A 17019-nucleotide genomic window follows, 5' to 3' on the forward strand; every position below is an offset into this window, starting at 1 on the left:
TTCGCGAGCAGGCTCGCTCCCACATTGGATCTGTGGCGTTCACAAATCGAATGTGGGAGCGAGCCTGCTCGCGAAGGGGCCTGAACATTCAGTACATAACCATCAGGTTCAATACACCCAAACCTCAACCCGCCGATTCTTGATCCGCCCCTCATCCGCATTGTTCGCCGCCACCGGCATCAACGCGCCAAAGCCGCGCACCTCACGCAACACCACGCCGTTCTTCACCAACTCGCGCCGCACCGCCATCGCCCGCAGCTTCGACAGCAAATCCGCCCGCGCCGGGTCATCCTTGGCATCACCAAACCCAACCAATGTCACCGCGCGCTCGGTCTTGTCGTGGCGCTTTATATAGTCGAACACTCGCGCCAGATCCTGACGCGCCTTGTTGTCGAGGTTCGCGCTGCCTTCTTCAAAACGGAAGTTCACCGTCAGACGCTGGGCGTGGCGGCTGAGGGATTGATAACCCTCGGGCATCAGCGCATTCGGCGCGACGCTCATGGCATGCACGGTCTGACTGATAAAACCGTTTGCCGCCACGATCGCCTGGCCCTGACGACTTTGCGCGAACGTCACCAACGCCTTCGCCCAAGGATTGTTGCTGTCGGGCGGCAGATAGAAGAACAAGCGCCGCGACAGCGGATAGTCCTCGGTGGCGATCAGGCTGTTCAGCGGCAACATCGATTGCGACGCACCATCGGTAATGGCCACGGCTTTGGCCTGACGCACGTAAGGCAAACCGATGAAACCGATACCTTGCGGATCCGCGCTGACGGCGTCGGACAATTGCTCGCTGGACTCGAACCTTTTCGCCGCGTTGCTCAGACTTTTCCCACGACGACTGAGGACCAGCTCCTTAAACGTGTCGTACGTGCCGGACTGATCATCGCGCGCATATAAATGAATCGCACCGCCACGCCCGCCGAGGTCTTCCCAGGTTTTCACTTCGCCGGCAAAGATCCGCGCGAGTTGCTCGGTGTCGAGTTGCTGCAATGGATTGTCGGGATGAAGAATGATCGCCAGACCATCGATGGCAATGACTTGCTCGGCGGCGGGACTTTTCAGATCGCCCAGTGATTGCAAGGCCTGCAATTCGCTGTCCTTGATCTCGCGGGAAGACGCGGCCAGATCGGCGCTGGCGTTTTTCAACGCGGTGAAACCGGTGCTGGAACCGTGGGCGGCGACTTCCACGACCACGCGTTTGCCTTCGCTGGTCTGGCCGACGATGCGCAGTTCGTTGGCGGTGTCCGGGGTTTCGCGGTGGATTTTCAGCAGACCCTGTTCTTGCAACAGGCCTTCGACCAGCGCCGGGCCGAGTTCGGCGCCGATGGTGTTGGAGCCTTGAATGCGCAGCGCCGGACCGTTTTCAGGAAGGGGCAGGGCGGCGGCCGAAACCGACAGCCACGCACTCAAGAGAAAAACGCACAGAACACGCAGGGTCATGCCGGCACCGAATCAAGCCAAGGGGATTGCCGGGGAGATTAAGTCAGGCGCATGACCGAAAGATGACAGAGATCGAGTGTGGGAGCGAGCTTGCTCGCGAATGCGCTGTATCAGAAACATCTCTGGTTACTGACACTCCGCTTTCGCGAGCAAGCTCGCTCCCACAGGGGATTTCAAGAGATTCGAAGATCAGGCCAGTTCAAGCCAGATCGGCGCATGATCGGACGGTTTTTCCATCCCGCGCAATTCATAGTCCACGCCCGCCGCCTTCACCCGAGGCAACAAACCATGCGACGTCAGAATCACGTCAATGCGCAGCCCGCGCTTCGGCTCATCTTCAAAGCCACGACTGCGGTAGTCGAACCAGCTGAACATGTCGGTCACGTCCGGGTTCAGGTGCCGATAGCTGTCGGTCAGGCCCCAATTCTTCAGGCGCGCCATCCACTCGCGCTCTTCCGGCAGGAAGCTGCATTTGCCGGTTTTCAGCCAGCGCTTCATGTTGTCCGGGCCGATGCCGATGTCGCAGTCTTCCGGGGAAATGTTTACATCGCCCATCACCACCAGCGGCTGTTCGTTGTGGAACTGGCTTTCCAGCAACGCTTGCAGATCGCTGTAAAAACGCTGCTTGGCGGGGAATTTGGTTGGGTGGTCGCGGCTTTCGCCCTGTGGGAAGTAGCCGTTCATGATCGTCACCGGCACGCCATTGGCGTCGGCGAAGGTGCCCCAGATAAAGCGACGCTGGGCGTCTTCTTCATCGGTGGCGAACCCTTTGTGGATCGCAATCGGTTCCTGACGCGAGAGCATCGCCACGCCGTAATGGCCTTTCTGGCCGTGGAAGTACACGTGGTAGCCGAGGGCGCGGACTTCTTCGAGCGGGAACTGGTCGTCGTGGACTTTGGTTTCCTGCAGGCCGATCACGTCGGGCTGGTGTTTTTCGATCAGCGCTGCCAGCTGATGCGGACGGGCGCGCAGTCCGTTGATGTTGAAGGAAACGATCTTCATGGTCGGCAGTCCTGGCAAAAGGGCGATGCTAGCTGACATGTGGGATGGGGGCCAGTGTGGGGTGGGAGAAATCACTTTTGTCTGTGGGATTTGTGTTGCCTGTAAGTGCCTCTTCGCGAGCAAGCTCGCTCCCACAGGGGAATGCGTTCCAAATGTGGGAGCGAGCCTGCTCGCGATTGACGGCCGCCTGGTCGATGAAGATCCCGAGTTGGTCTATACCTGTGGGGAACTGTGCCAACGTCAAAAGGTTCGTACCAACAAGAGCGCCGCCATTTGAACGCGCCCCGGGGAGAATCACCGTCATGCCTGAAACCCAGACCGCCATCGCCGACATTCATATGCTCGACCGCGGCTATTCCCGCGAAGCCCGCTCGCTGCTTTATCAGGCCTATCGCCACGAACCGACCTTCGGCTACCTGTTCGAAGCCGAACGCCCCGGTTACGAGCAACGTGTGCGGGCGACGGTGCGCGAACTGGTCAAGCAACACTTTCTGCAGGATCTGCCGGCCATCGGCCTGCTGGTCAACGACCGCCTGATCGGCATCGCCCTGATCGCGCCGCCGCAACGCCGTTTGGGCATCACCGAAAGTTGGGCGTGGCGTTTGCGCATGGTGCTCAGTACCGGTTTTCGCTGCACCCGCCGCTATCTCGATTACCACGACGCCGTCACCGCGTGTGTGCCCAGTGATTCGGTGCACATGCTGCCGCTGCTGGGGATTCATCCGCAGTTCCAGGGCAAACACTTCGGCGAACAATTGCTCACAGCCGTACACAACTGGTGCGCCGTCGACGAAACCTCGCAAGGCGTGGTGCTCGACACCGGCAACCCGCGCTATCTGGAATTCTATAAAAGGCAGGGTTACGAGGAGATCGGCGAGGTTGCCGTCGGGCCCGTACGTGAACACGTGTTTTTCCACGCCAATCCGCAGGTGTTACAAACTGCAACAGCATGACAATCGAACTTCTTGGGAAATTTCCTGTTCTATCACGCTCCCAAGCCCGTGATAGCATCCGCGCCTATGAAGTTTCCAGGAAGATTTACCAGTGGCGTGCTCATGCTGTTAACCAGCTGCGCGGCGCTGGCGCAAAGTGAATTGGATGTGCGGATCAAACCGTCCAACGATGAACTCAAGGCCAATATAGAAGGCTATATCGGCAGCCTCGGCGATCGTGACGAAGAAGCCCTGCAGCGCTTCAGTCGCGGTGCCGAAGAGCAGGCGCGCAAAGCGGCTCAGGCGTTGGGCTACTACCAGCCGCAGATCGAAAGTGACGTCAAGGGCGGCAAAAAACCGCGTCTGGTGCTGAACATCGATCCCGGCGAGCCGATCCGCCTGCGCAACGTCACCATCCGTGTTGACGGTCCGGCTGCCTCCCTCAAATCCTTTCGTGTACCGAAAAGCGACGTGCTCAAGTCCGGCGCCGTGCTCAATCATGGCCGTTACGAAGACGCCAAAAGACTTATTCAGAATCAGGCCTCGCGCTTCGGTTTCTTCAGTGGCCATTTCACCAGTCAGAAACTCATGGTCGACCCTCGCGCCGGTGTGGCCGACGTCGAACTGATCTACGAAAGCGGCCCGCGTTATGCGCTGGGCAAAGTCAAATTCGAAGGCGATACACCGTTCGACGAAGACTTGCTGCAACGCATGGTGCCATTCAAGGAAGGCGAGCCGTACGACTCCGAGCTGATCGCCGAACTCAACCGCGATCTGCAATCGAGCGGCTATTTTGAAGGCATACGCGTCGATGCCGCGCCGACCGCCGCGCAGAACGACGTGATCCCGGTGGAGGTCAAACTCGACACGCGCAAGCCGCGCACCATGGGTCTGGGCCTCGGTTATTCGACCGACGTCGGCCCGCGCATCAAAGCCAACTGGACCCGCCACTGGGTCAATCCGCAAGGCGACAGCTATGGCTGGGAAGCCGAACTCTCGGCACCGCGGCAAAACGTCGGGCTGTTCTACGACATCCCGCTCGATCCGCCACTGACCGACAAACTGCGTTGGGCCGGCGGTTATCAGTTCGAAGACATCGACGGTTCCGACACGCTGAGCAAACTGCTGACCTTCGGCCCGGAATGGCACAGCAAATTGCCGAGCGGCTGGCAACGGGTGATCTCGCTGAAATGGCAGCGCGAAGAATATGAGCTGGGCGACGACTCCGGCCTGAGTACCTTGCTGATGCCCGGTATCAGCTATTCCTACCTGAAAAGCGACAACCGCATCGACCCGCACAACGGCTATCGCCTGAGCTTCGAAAGCAAAGTGGCGAAGGAAGGCTTGGGTTCGGACAACAACCTTCTATATGGCACGGCGTTGGTCAAAGGCCTGACCACGGTATTCGACAAACACCGTTTCCTCGGTCGTGTACAGGTCGGCGGCAGCGCCACCAACGGCTACAACTCGATTCCGCCGTCGCTGCGTTTCTTCGCCGGTGGCGATCAGAGCGTGCGCGGTTACGACTATCAGAGCCTGTCGCCGAAAAACTCCGACGGTGACCGGATCGGCGGCCGTTACATGATCGCCGGTAGCGTCGAGTATCAATACTCGATCGCCGAGAAATGGCGCGTGGCGACCTTCGTCGACCAGGGCAACTCCTTCAATAAACTCGAACTGCCGAACCTCAAGACCGGGGTCGGTATTGGTGTGCGCTGGGTCTCCCCGGTGGGGCCGATCCGCCTCGACCTGGCCCACGCACTCGACGACGATGGCGGCATCCGGCTGCACTTTTCCATGGGGCCTGAGCTGTGAAGCGTGGTTTGAAAATTACGGCGCTGGCGTTGTTGGCGCTGCTGTTGTTGATTGTATTGAGTGTCACCGCCGTACTCGGCACGGCGGCTGGCAGCCGCTGGGTGCTGGGCCTCGTGCCGGGCTTGAGCGTGGAAAATTTTCAGGGCCGCCTCGGCGGGCAGTGGAGCGCCGATCACCTGTTGTGGCAGCAGGACAGCAGCCGCGTCGAGCTGAACAAGGCGATCTTCGCCTGGTCGCCGCTGTGCCTGACCCGTATGACCTTGTGTATCGAACAGCTCAAGGCTGATCAGGTGATTCTGCAATTTCCACCGAGTGAAGAAACCACTGAAAGCGGCCCGATCAAATTGCCGGATCTGCAATTGCCGGTGGCCATCGAGCTGGGCGACGTGCAGGTCGGCAGTCTCTTGTTCAACGGCAGCGAACAGCTCAAGGGCTTGCAACTGGCGGCGCACTGGACTGCCCAGGGCATGCAGATCGACAGTGTGAAATTGCAGCGCGACGACCTCAGCCTGAACCTGTCTGGCACACTTACGCCGACCGGCAACTGGCCGCTGAACATCGCCGGTGACCTGACCTTGCCATCGCCGGGCACGGGGCCGTGGACACTGGCGTTGAAGATCGACGGCGATCTGTTGAAAACCCTCAACCTGCACGCCGACAGCCGGGGTTACCTCGACGGCCAGTTGAGCGGTGAATTGCAACCGCTGGCGGAAAACCTGCCGGCCAAGGTGCGCATCACTTCCGACGCGTTCAAGCCGAGCGCCGATCTGCCCGACACTCTGCAACTCAATCAATTGCTGTTGACCGGCGAAGGCGACCTGAAAAACGGTTACCAGCTCAATGGCAACGCCACGCTGCCCGCCGATAAAGGCCCGGTGGCGCTGCTGCTCCAAGGCAAAGTCGACGCCAGCGGCGCGCAGATTGCCGGCCTCGACCTGACGGCCAACGACAAGCAAAGCCTGAAACTCACTGGCAGTGTCGACTGGAGCAAAGGCCTCAGCGCGCAAGCCAATATCAACTGGCAGGATTTCCCGTGGCATCGGCTCTATAACGAAATCGACGAGCCAGAGGTCGCCTTGCGTACTTTCACTGGCGAAGTTTCCTACACCGACGGTCAATACCTCGGTAACTTCGCCGCCGCGCTGGATGGCCCGGCGGGTGCGTTTACCCTGAGCAGTCCGTTCAGCGGCAGCCTTAAACAGATCGCTTTGCCGCAGTTGAAAATGGAAGCCGGGCAGGGCAAGGCTGAAGGGCACGTCAACGTACAGTTCGCCGATGGCATCGCTTGGGACACGGCGCTGGATCTGTCGGCGCTGAATCCGGCTTATTGGGTTGCGGAATTGCCGGGCACTTTGGCCGGGCCGCTGAAGAGCAAGGGCGAAATGAAGAACGAGCGCCTGAGTCTCACCGCCGACCTCGACTTGAAAGGCAAGCTGCGCGGTCAACCAGCGATCTTGCAGGCCAAGGCCGACGGCGCTGGCGAGCAGTGGAATCTAAACGCCCTGCAAATCCGTCTCGGCGACAACAGCATCAGCGGCAAGGGCAGTCTGCAACAGAAACTCACCGGGCAGATCGACATCAAGCTGTCGCGTCTGGCCCAGCTCTGGCCGCAACTGCGCGGGCAGGTCACCGGTCAGGTCAGTGTGGCCGGTACGCTGCAAGCGCCGCAGGGCAAACTCGGCCTGCAAGGTTCGCAACTGGCGTTCCAGGACAATCGCCTGCAAAGCCTCAACCTCGATGCCACCCTCGACAGCGCACAGCGGGCGAAGATCGATCTGAAAGGTGCCGGCATTCAGGCGGGTGACACTTCATTGGGCACGCTAACCGCCAGCGCTCAGGGCGATATCAAAAAGCAGAAACTCGACCTCGATCTGATCGGGCCGAAGCTGAAACTGGCCCTCGGTCTGGATGGCAATCTGGACAAGGGCAACTGGCGTGGTCGTCTGGCCAGTGGCGACATTCAGGCCGGTGGCCAGGACTGGAAACTGCAAAACCCGGCCAGACTCGAACGTCTGGCTGACGGCAAAATCAACTTCGGCGCGCATTGCTGGATGTCCGGCAATGCCAGCCTGTGCGGTGAAGATCAGCGCCTGATGCCAGAGCCGAAACTGCGCTACCACCTCAAGCAATTCCCGATCGAAAGTCTGGCGCAATGGTTGCCGAAAGACTTCGCCTGGCAAGGCAAACTCAACGCCGATCTGCAACTGGATCTGCCGGCCAGCGGCCCGAACGGTGTGGTCAGCGTTGACGCCAGCGGCGGCACCTTGCGCATGAAGGAAAAGGATCAGTGGCTGGATTTCCCCTACCAGACCCTGAAACTCACCAGCAAACTCACGCCCAAGCGTGTCGACACCGAACTCAATTTCGTTGGCGGCAAACTCGGCGAATTGATGGTGCAGGCGCAGCTCAATCCACTGCCGAAAAACAAACCGCTGAGCGGCTCGTTCCGTCTCAGTGGGCTGGATTTGTCGGTGGCGCGGCCGTTTGTGCCGATGGTCGAGAAACTCACCGGGCGCCTCAACGGCAGCGGCACCATTTCCGGCGGATTGCTGGCGCCGCTGGTCAACGGCACCGTGCAACTCAGCGACGGCGAAGTGTCCGGCGCCGAGTTGCCGATGGAGCTGCAGAACCTGCAACTCACCGCCCTGATTGCCGGCGAATCGGTACGCCTCGACGGCGGCTGGAAAAGCGGCAAGAGCGGGCAGGGCAGCCTCAACGGTAACGTTGCCTGGGGTCAGGCGCTGGTGGTCGATCTGGCGTTGAAAGGCACGCAGTTGCCGGTCACCGTCGAGCCTTATGCCAAGTTGGAAGTGGCGCCGGACCTGAAGATTTCCATGGCCGGCGACGAGCTGAAAATCGCTGGCAAAGTGCAGGTGCCCAAAGGCGAAATCACCGTGCGTGAATTGCCGCCATCAACGGTGAAAGTCTCCGACGACACGATCATCGTCGGCGCGCAGACCGAAGAGGGTAAACCACCGCTGGCGATGAAAATGGACATCGACGTGGTGGTCGGCGAAGACAAACTGGCCTTCGCCGGTTTTGGCCTGACCGCCAACGTGCAAGGCCATGTGCACATCGGCGACAACATGGACACCCGTGGCGAACTGTGGCTTAACGACGGCCGCTACAGTGCCTACGGCCAGCGCCTGCAAGTGCGCCGTGCGCGTCTGATGTTCGCCGGCCCCCTCGATCAGCCGTATCTGGACATCGAAGCGATTCGCCAGACCGACGACGTGATTGCCGGCATTCGCCTGAGCGGCAGCGCCGAACAGCCGACTACGCAGATCTTCTCGGAACCGGCGATGAGCCAGGAGCAGGCGCTTTCCTATCTGGTGTTGGGCCGTCCGCTGAGCACCAACGGCGAAGACAACAACATGCTCGCGCAAGCGGCGTTGGGGTTGGGCTTGATGGGCAGTTCCGGGGTCACCAGCAGCCTGGCCAAGGATCTGGGGATTCAGGATTTCCAGCTCGACACTGCAGGCAGCGGCGATGCCACGAGTGTTGTGGCCAGCGGCAATATTACCGAGAAGCTCAGTTTGCGTTATGGCGTTGGCGTGTTTGAACCGGCCAGCACCATTGCGCTGCGCTACAAGCTGAGCAAGAAGGTGTATGTCGAAGCGGCCAGTGGCGTGGCCAGTTCGCTGGATATTTTCTACAAACGGGATTTCTAGATCGCACCTGTTTTATTTGAACCGAGGCGCGGCCTTCGCGAGCAGGCTCGCTCCCACAGGGATCTCCGGCTGACATGAATGTGTGCCTGCCGCAGATCAAATGTGGGAGCGAGCCTGCTCGCGAAGGCGGCTTTCCAGCCAACAGAGAGGGTGCGGCTGACAGCTCTTCGCGAGCAATCTCGCTGCTAGTTTTGATCCGGGCGACATATCAAGGATGCGCGCTCGTAATTCAGCGCCTTGTCACGTTCGGGCAGTGCATACGACGCCTCGCAGCGCTGGCCTTGCCAGTTGATGGTCAGGGTGCCGGCGTCGTCCTCGACCAGCGCCAGTGCCTTGCCACTCGGGTCGGAGATAGCCAGTTGCTTGCCCGCGCCATCTTCAAGTGACGCGCCGAAGGGAATCGGCTGGTGCTGCGCATCGAACAAGGCAAATTGCACGCGGCGCCCGGTCTTGCTCGCATAGCGCGCGAGAACCACCGCACCGCGGCGCGGAACCACTTGCCGGGTCGCGTTATCGATTTCTATATCGCCGCCCAGATCGCGGGTGTCGAGGTTGATCCAGTTGACCCGATAGGGTTGCGCATTGGACACCACGGCGAAGCCGTTGCCAGCGGTTTTGGCCCCGGAGAAACTGGCGATCTTCACGCCTTCCACACCCTCGACCTGCGCGAGAGCGAAAGTTTCGCCGACGGTTTGCCCAAGGTTGATCCCGCCCGCGTGGCCGACCACGGAACCGGCAACATTGAGACTCTGCGAATTGTAACCGCGACCCTGGCTGTAGCCGGCGCTGATGTCCATTACCGACGTGCGGGTAGTGAGGTTGGCCGATCCGCTGCTGCCGCCGGTGCTGCTGTTGCCACCTTGCACCGAGTAATAGGTGTCGCTGTCTTCGGACAGGTAACCATTGATGCCGACCTGAGTGCTGCTGTTGTCCTTCTGCGTGCTGGCCGAGACGAACGCGCGCGGTGCCCGGGGCTTGGAGCCCAGCGGGAAAGACAACGAGAGGTTGAATAACGTGTCGTTGTTCGCCGGTCCATAGTTGCCGACATCCTTGGTGTAAGTCGCGCTGAGGTTGTAGCTGACGTCGCGCCAGTAGTTGCTGTATCCGGCCGACAGACTTTGCGAGCCACCGCGTCCCCAGTAGCGCTGGTCGGAGGCGTTGAGGTAGAGGCTGCCGAATTCCTGGTTGCGTCCCAGACTCTGGTTGATGGTCAGGTCAGTGCGGGTTTTCGAATTGCCGGTGCGCTGCTCACCCTCACGGCTCAGTTCTTCGACGTGTTCGCTCAAGGTGCGATAGCCCTCGGTCGAATAGCGATAAGCGGCGAGGGTGAAGTTGGTGTCAGTACCGGTGAATGTCTTGGCGTACAACGCGCGCAGGCTATTGCCCTTGAGCGTCTGGCCGAAGGTGCGACTGCTGGAGTGGGTCAGGTCAAGCGAGATCGCGCCGAGGGCGGTGTTGCGACCGGCACCGACCGACAGCGCCTGGAATTTATCGGTGACCTGAGTGCCGACAATGGCGGACAGGTTACTGCTCACGCCATAGGCCACGGTGCTGCTGACAAATTCCGGTGTTTGCTGGTCATCGCTGTTGCTGTTGTAGCGACCCGCCGAGACGCTGTACTTGAGCTGACCTTCGCGCACCATGATCGGCAGGCTGGAAAACGCCTGCACCGTGACACGGCGTCGACCGTCGGCCTCGATAACCGTTATTTCCAGATCGCCATTGGAGCCGCTGGGGTAAATGTCGCTGATCTCGAACGGGCCGGGCGGCACGTTGGTGGTGTACAGCAGGTAATTGTTCTGGCGGATTTCCACGGTGGCGCTGGATTGCGCAATCCCGCGAATCACCGGTGCGTAGCCGCGCTCGCTGTCGGCGCGCATGCCGTCGTCCGACGCCAGTTTCAAGCCGCGATAGCGCACGCTGTCGAACAGGTCGGCGTCGGAGAAAATATCCCCGGCACTGAACTGGCCTTTCAACGCGGTGACGTCATGTTGCAGATAGCTGCGGTTGCTCTTGAAGGTACTCGGCCGGCCGGTGCTGCTGTTGAAGTTGGATTCGTTGCGCAGGCGCCAGCCGCCGAGGTTGATGCCATTGCGCAGGCCAATGTTATTGGCAAACGTGGTCTCTGCATCGGTGCTGTTGCGGTTGCTGCTCACCTGATAATTGATGAACGCCGCCGGTACACCTTCGTCCCACAGCGCCGGGTCGACATAACCACGGCGGCCACGCTCCATGGCACTTTGCGGCACGCTGACCAGCAAACGCAGGCGCGGCACGTCATAGCGCACGGTGGCATGGTCGATCAGCGCGGGCAGATCGAGGCAGGCATCCGCATCGGCGACGTCGAGTTTGCCGCTGGCCTGCAGCTTGTCAATATCCACGCCCACTTGCTTGAGCATGTCCAGGGTCAGGCAGGCCTCGACCTTGTGGCTGCCAGTTGGCCGCCGAAAATCGATGTCACGACGGCCGACCAGCGTGTCGTTGGCGTACAGGTCGACCCGGTAAGTACCGGGGAGTACGCGGCTGCCGGCGAGCAGCGATTGCAGATCGACGGCGGATGTCGCGCCTTGCAGAAACGAAATATTGAACTGTTCATCGGCGTCGGCCAGACATGTCGTGCTGAACACCAGGGCAACCGAAAGCGGCGCCAGGCCATCGCGCTTGAATAAAAACATGCAGGAACCCTATATCACCTCCGGTACGAACTAACGGAGCGAAGAGAAATACAGTGAAAGTGCGGCTGTTAAAGCGGCACGCGAGTTATGGTGTTTGTTTATCCAGACTGGCGCTAACTTCGGCGCTGCTGGAAAGTTGCGCGACATAACGGTCTCGGGCGCCATAGTCGTTGATGCTGCTGAATAACAGGCGGGGCGAATTGATTGCGTGAAGTTGTTTGAGCACGAACTCTTTTTGTTCCCCCGGGGCAATCATCATTGAATCAAAGGGATGCTCGCTGGTTGCGCCGGATTGCACGGTGATATCGGCAATCGACACGTGATACAGGCCCGGATTTTTTACCAGCAGCACACTTTTACCGGCACGCTCGATCAGTCTCCAGGTCAGCTCGGCCGGGGCTTGATAGGCGTTGTTTTTCAAACCGGCAGGGCGGAAGAACACCTTGATGCGCTGACGCACCGCCAACTGCAGGGTATTGGCGGTTTTTGCCGATTGCGGGATTTCCTGCACGTTCAGCCACACCACCGACTCTCGGTCTGTGGGCATGCCGGTGCCTTCGTAAATAACCCGCAAAATCTGTTGCTCATCACCACTGACGCGCACCAGCGGCGGGGTTACGGCGAAAGGCACCGTGCCGGTTTCGTTGCTGTCGGTATCGACCCAGGACTGAATCAACACGTCTGCGCCGCTGTTGCGCACGGTGATGCCGGCTTCCTTATGCTTGCCGTCGAAAATCAACCGGGTGCTGCTCAAGGAAATACCGGCCATGGCCTGATCGACGGCAAACAGGCCCAGAAGGCCGACGCAAAGGGACAGGGAAGAACGTAAAAACATGAAGAGTTTCCGCGCAGAGTGAAGGAAAGTGCAGGGCCGTCAGGCCCCGCACAGTGTTCGCTGAATCGCGCGGGTTATTCGTATTGCAGGGTGAACGGCAGGGTCGCGTCGCCACGGCCGGCTACCGCCAGTTTCGGGTCAACGGTGGTGACGTAGGCTGCCGAGAATTTCAGTGTGGTGTTGCTGTCCTGCAGGGTGTTTTCGATGCGGGCGGTGGTCGGCGAAGTCAGGTCGATCACGGCGCCGTTGGCATCCAGCAAAGCGATGCCGATGCCTTTCGCAGAACCCAGACCGTCGATCAGTTTCAGGACCTTGGTACCGGTTTCGATCCCCGAGCCTGCGCCCTTGGTCGGTTCAAAGATCATCGCCACTTTGGTCCCGGCGTTGCAGTTGATCTTCATGTCGAAGTTCTCGACGCTGAGCGTACCGTTGCCTTTTGGCGCAGTGGCGGTGCCCATGTCTTTGATCGACACTTCACCCATGTTTACCGAAATGGTTTTGTCCTTGCCGGCGCCTTCCACCGAGCAGGCATCGTTGTTGATGGTGCCGGTAAAGTTGATAGTGCCACTGCCAGCTTTGGTCGGCACAACCGGATCGGCCGCCAGGACATTACCGGCAGCGAAGATAGACAAGGCGAGAAGTGTGCGAGACAGTTTTTTCATGTTGCTTTTCCATTGGTGGGGTTAAAGCAACACAATAAAACCCGGGCTCGCGGTGGAACATCAGACGATTCCTAGATACGCGGATGTTACGCACAAGTGCGCAGTTGTTTATTTGAACAAGTTGCGTTCGATGCAATAAGCCAGTAACTCTTGATCGCTATTGACTTCAAGTTTGCGCATGGCCGAGATTTTTTGCGTACTGATGGTTTTGGCACTTCTGTTCAATCCCCTGGCAATTTCGTTAACGCCTTGGCCTTGAACGAACAGTCGCAGAATTTCATGTTCCTTGGGCGACAGTCGGGAAAAACGTTCATCCAGATCGGCGCCATCGTTCAGCACGGACGTGGGGGCCGGTTCTTTGTGGCGTACCCGGCTGCCTTTGGCAATGGCTTTGAGCGCCAATTCTATTTCGACGTGCAGCTGGCTTTTCTGAATCACCGCAAGCACACCGAGCTCCTGCAGGCGTGTCAGGATCAGAGGATTGGAAATCATGGTCAGGACCAGCACTCTCACTTCGGGAAAATGCCGCGTCACGTATTCCACCAGCTTCAGGCCGTCACCGTAGGGCGAGTCACCGGGCATGTTGAAATCGGTGATCAACAGGTCCACCGCCTGAGACTTCAGCAACTCGATCAAGCCATCGGAACACACCGCTTCGCCCACCACGTTGAAGCGTCGGTCGCGCTCGACCAGTTCCCGTACCCCCAGGAGAACGATGGGATGATCATCGGCGATGACAACGTTGAAGGTTTCCATGGGTGCTTTATCCAGAGTGAAATTATTCAAGGGTGTCGAGCAGGTCAGTCAGACGCGCCAGCTGTTGGCGCACTTGCGTGACCAGTGCCGGGGTGATCGTCATGCCGGTCAGGCGACATTCCAGTTCGACAAACGCACTGGCCAGGGCTTCGACCCGCACGGCGCCCAGTGCCCCGGCCATGCTGTGCAGTTGCTGGGCGACGCCACTGGCGTCGGCCGCATCCAGCGCGGTGAGGGTGGTCTGGACATCGCCGCGCAGGGTCGAGACAAACAGCTCGCGCATTTTTGGTGAGAGGGTCGGTGCAGCGTCAGCGACTGGCGCGATCGCTGTCTGGCAGTGGCTTTGCAGCTGCGTGCGCAGTGTCGTCAGGTTCAACGGCTTGACCATCCACGCGTTCATGCCGACGGCGGCGCAGCGTTCGCCTTCTTCGCGCAGGGCATTGGCGGTAACGCCGATAATCGGCAGCGTCGCATCCTGCTCGCGCAGTGCGGCGGCCAGTTGGTAGCCGTTCATGACCGGCATGTTGACGTCGGTCAGCAGCAGATCGAACCGTCCGGGTGCCCATTGCACCAGCGCCTGTTCGCCATTGGCGGCGACCACGACCGAACAGCCCAGCGCCTCCAGTTGTTCCTTGATGATCGCCGCGTTGATCGTATTGTCTTCGGCCACGAGCACGCGCAGATTCAGCGCTAGGCTGTTTTGCGCCTGCGCAGTCACACGTTGGTGACTGGCGCCGTGTCGGGCCAGCGCAATCGCCCAGCCAATGGCGCGTACATCGTCGGCATCGACCTGCCAGCCACTGCCACGTACCTGTGCCGGATTGGGACCGCCCGCAGTGGCGACAATGCGCGGGCCATTGAATACCGTGGCGTTGGCCAGCGGCGCAAAGTCCACCAGCAGCGCTGCAGGCGGTGGCAACTCGTGCGTCACCAGACGACAATCGAGTCCAAAGCGGTGAAGCCAGGCGCTCAGATGCTGCGCCAGTTCGGCCACCGGTGCCCGTACATAAACGGCGGCGCCGCCGGCCACGAACGCCGGGCAATCGGCGAGACTGCCCGGCGCGCAATCCAGGGTCAGTTGCAAGTTGAAACGGCTGCCCAGTCCCGGCTCGCTGACCACGTTCAACTGGCCCTGCATCAATTCACACAGCCACTTGCAAATGGCCAGACCCAGACCGGCGCCGGCATGGCTGTCGGCTTCGTTGACTTGATAGAACGGGTCGAACAACTGCTGTTGCTGCGCCCGGGAAATGCCCACGCCCGAATCGCTGACCTGCCACAGCACCTCCGCGCGACCGCCAGTGCTTTGCAGCACACGAACGCGCATGACCACGCGGCCGTTGTCAGTGAACTTGATCGCGTTGCTCAGCAGGTTGTTGAGGATCTGCCGAATGCGCTGCGCATCACCGAGCAGTTGATCCGGCAGCGCCGCATCGATGCAGGCATACAGCTGCAAACCTTTGCCACGGGCAAACGCGCCGTAGCTGCGCACAACGTCTTCGGTCAGTTCCAGCGGACAGAACGGCTGAAGCTCGAGATTCATTTGCCCGGCCTCGATCTTCGACACATCCAGCACATCGCTGATCAGCTTGAACAGACTGGCCGACGAGCGCTGAATGGTGTCCAGATAAGCTTGCTGACGCGGATTCAGCGTGGTCAGACCGAGCAATTCCAGCGTGCCAAGCACGCCATACAGCGGCGTGCGGATTTCATGGCTCATCGTTGCCAGAAACCGGCTCTTGGCCTGATTGGCCGAATCGGCGGCCTGGCGGGCGACTTCCAGCGCCGCCGCGTCTTCGACATGGCGGGTCACATCGTGCAGCGCACACAGCCAGGCGTCCTGACCCTGATAACGGGTCGAGACGAAGGCGACATGCAAATGCCGACCGGCAATCTCCAGTTCGGCATGGCCTTGGCCGGTCGCTGTCTGCCGGTCGAGCAGGCTGATCAGTTCGCGGGTGTCGTGCCATTGCTGGGCGCGCTGGTTCTCCAGCAGCACATGATGATCGCGGCGGCTGATCACGCAAAGACCGGTGGGCGCGGTGTCGATGACCGCGCGGCTGAACGCTTCGCTTTCGGCGATGCTCGCGTGGGCACTTTGCGCAGGAAGGATAACGCGCTGGGTGTACCAGCGATTGAGTGCCCGGCTACAGCCGAGCAGGGCGAGCACGAGGACCAAAAGGCACAGCAATGGCCACAGCGCGTAATCGAGAAAGCTCTGCACACTGATGACATAGATCGCCGTCCAGTGCCGTTCACCGGGACTGGTCAGCTTGAACACCAGGCCATCTGCGGTCAGATTCGCGCCTTCGTTGAGCACTTGACCGGGCTTGAGCGCACCGATCAACACGGTATCGTGGGGCGTGATCAAGGTGAAGTCGTCGTAAATCGACCACGCCATCAAGCGCTCGATGTTGTTGACCTGGGACAGTTTCAGCAGCGAGCCGACCACCGCCCAGGAGTTGGCGCCTTCGATGGCCTGCGTCGGTTTGCTCAGATTGATCCGCACGTAGGCCAGCAGAGTCGGGGTAACGTTGTCCTCCTCGGCGAACGCGTAGGGCACCCAGTGAACCTGCGCTGAAGTCTGCGTGCGCCGTTGCATGTTCATCCGGGTCATGATCTCGACGAAGGTGCTTATCTGCGTCGGCCCTGCACCACGCAAACGGCCGGCAGCGGGCACGGCGATATCGAAATTGTCCGGCCCGTTGAGCAGGATCACCTGCGGCGACTGGTAATGCGAGGCTGCCCAGAAGGCGCTGTAATAAGCCGCCAGATAGCTGCCGAGGGCAAACACCTTGGGGTATTGGCCGGGGGCGATTCGCTCCGGATCGATCTTTACGCTGAACGGCAGTGAAAACGCCAGGCCTCGACCTTCATAAATGTTCGGTCCTTCTTCGGGCAACCGCTTTTGTACAACAGGCGGCGTCGCAGTTTCGGGAAAGTACTCACCCTTGGCGCTGGCCCTTGAGATAGCGTCGAGAAAGGCTTCCTGCTCGCGAATGTTTTCCATCAGTCGGGCGAAGTGGAACTGCAGGGTATCGCGCTGTTCATCCACCATGCGCTGCACGCCCAGATAACTGATGCCCAGCAACAGCAGGACCAGCGCACCAAGCACCAGCAAGCTCTTGTTCAGGCGTAGCGAACTGCTGGCGAGTCTTTCCAGAAATGCGTTGGGCTGCGGCATTACAACGCCTGATCAGTCAAAGTAGAAAAGTGTCTGGACACAAA

General features: G+C 60.0%; 10 protein-coding genes. 3 read left to right on the forward strand and 7 right to left on the reverse strand.

Features of this window, described 5'->3' with window-relative positions; genetic code table 11:
* Positions 1-108 precede the first annotated feature (108 nt).
* The gene (locus F8N44_RS25910) at positions 109-1443 is read right to left on the reverse strand and encodes a substrate-binding domain-containing protein (RefSeq protein WP_150652298.1); all 1335 of its coding nucleotides are present in this window, start codon (positions 1441-1443) and stop codon (positions 109-111) included.
* 189 nt (positions 1444-1632) lie between these two features.
* Positions 1633-2445, reverse strand: coding sequence for an exodeoxyribonuclease III (gene xthA, locus F8N44_RS25915; protein ID WP_150652299.1), 813 nt, complete (start codon positions 2443-2445; stop codon positions 1633-1635).
* Positions 2446-2747: 302 nt separating this feature from the next.
* Between xthA and F8N44_RS25920 the strand changes: the two genes are divergently transcribed.
* The 3 genes from F8N44_RS25920 to F8N44_RS25930 all read left to right on the forward strand — a co-directional run bounded on the left by F8N44_RS25920 (position 2748) and on the right by F8N44_RS25930 (position 8863).
* Positions 2748-3398 (forward strand): GNAT family N-acetyltransferase, encoded by a 651-nt coding sequence (locus F8N44_RS25920; RefSeq protein WP_150652300.1) that lies wholly within the window; start codon positions 2748-2750, stop codon positions 3396-3398.
* 66 nt (positions 3399-3464) lie between these two features.
* Positions 3465-5192: an autotransporter assembly complex protein TamA gene (locus tag F8N44_RS25925; protein ID WP_150652301.1), complete on the forward strand. Its 1728-nt coding sequence runs from the start codon at positions 3465-3467 to the stop codon at positions 5190-5192.
* The gene (locus F8N44_RS25930; protein ID WP_150652302.1) at positions 5189-8863 is read left to right on the forward strand and encodes a translocation/assembly module TamB domain-containing protein; all 3675 of its coding nucleotides are present in this window, start codon (positions 5189-5191) and stop codon (positions 8861-8863) included. Before F8N44_RS25925 ends, F8N44_RS25930 begins: the two co-directional genes overlap by 4 nt.
* 185 nt (positions 8864-9048) lie before the next feature.
* Here F8N44_RS25930 and F8N44_RS25935 read toward each other — a convergent pair whose 3' ends face one another.
* The 5 genes from F8N44_RS25935 to F8N44_RS25955 all read right to left on the reverse strand — a co-directional run bounded on the left by F8N44_RS25935 (position 9049) and on the right by F8N44_RS25955 (position 16975).
* Positions 9049-11538 carry a fimbria/pilus outer membrane usher protein gene (locus F8N44_RS25935; protein WP_150652303.1) on the reverse strand — a complete coding sequence of 830 codons (2490 nt, stop codon included), beginning with the start codon at positions 11536-11538 and terminating at the stop codon, positions 9049-9051.
* Between the two features lie 85 nt (positions 11539-11623).
* Entirely contained in the window at positions 11624-12373 is a 750-nt protein-coding gene (locus F8N44_RS25940) for a molecular chaperone (protein WP_150652304.1), read from the reverse strand.
* Positions 12374-12447: 74 nt separating this feature from the next.
* On the reverse strand, positions 12448-13035 hold the full coding sequence (locus F8N44_RS25945; RefSeq protein ID WP_150652305.1) for a fimbrial protein: 588 nt from the start codon (positions 13033-13035) through the stop codon (positions 12448-12450).
* Between the two features lie 108 nt (positions 13036-13143).
* Positions 13144-13791, reverse strand: a complete 648-nt coding sequence (locus tag F8N44_RS25950) for a response regulator (RefSeq protein ID WP_150652306.1) — start codon at positions 13789-13791, stop codon at positions 13144-13146.
* 22 nt (positions 13792-13813) lie between these two features.
* Positions 13814-16975, reverse strand: a complete 3162-nt coding sequence (locus F8N44_RS25955) for a hybrid sensor histidine kinase/response regulator (protein WP_150652307.1) — start codon at positions 16973-16975, stop codon at positions 13814-13816.
* Between the last annotated feature and the right edge of the window lie 44 nt (positions 16976-17019).

This window comes from Pseudomonas fluorescens, assembly GCF_902497745.1.
In the GTDB taxonomy this organism is placed as follows: domain Bacteria; phylum Pseudomonadota; class Gammaproteobacteria; order Pseudomonadales; family Pseudomonadaceae; genus Aquipseudomonas; species Aquipseudomonas fluorescens_BM.

Coding starts and splice junctions, on each gene's coding strand:
- F8N44_RS25910 (WP_150652298.1), bottom strand. CDS start 1,443: ATGACCCTGCGTGTTCTGTGCGTTTTTCTCTTGAGTGCGTGGCTGTCG.
- xthA (WP_150652299.1), bottom strand. CDS start 2,445: ATGAAGATCGTTTCCTTCAACATCAACGGACTGCGCGCCCGTCCGCAT.
- F8N44_RS25920 (WP_150652300.1), top strand. CDS start 2,748: ATGCCTGAAACCCAGACCGCCATCGCCGACATTCATATGCTCGACCGC.
- F8N44_RS25925 (WP_150652301.1), top strand. CDS start 3,465: ATGAAGTTTCCAGGAAGATTTACCAGTGGCGTGCTCATGCTGTTAACC.
- F8N44_RS25935 (WP_150652303.1), bottom strand. CDS start 11,538: ATGTTTTTATTCAAGCGCGATGGCCTGGCGCCGCTTTCGGTTGCCCTG.
- F8N44_RS25940 (WP_150652304.1), bottom strand. CDS start 12,373: ATGTTTTTACGTTCTTCCCTGTCCCTTTGCGTCGGCCTTCTGGGCCTG.
- F8N44_RS25945 (WP_150652305.1), bottom strand. CDS start 13,035: ATGAAAAAACTGTCTCGCACACTTCTCGCCTTGTCTATCTTCGCTGCC.
- F8N44_RS25950 (WP_150652306.1), bottom strand. CDS start 13,791: ATGGAAACCTTCAACGTTGTCATCGCCGATGATCATCCCATCGTTCTC.
- F8N44_RS25955 (WP_150652307.1), bottom strand. CDS start 16,975: ATGCCGCAGCCCAACGCATTTCTGGAAAGACTCGCCAGCAGTTCGCTA.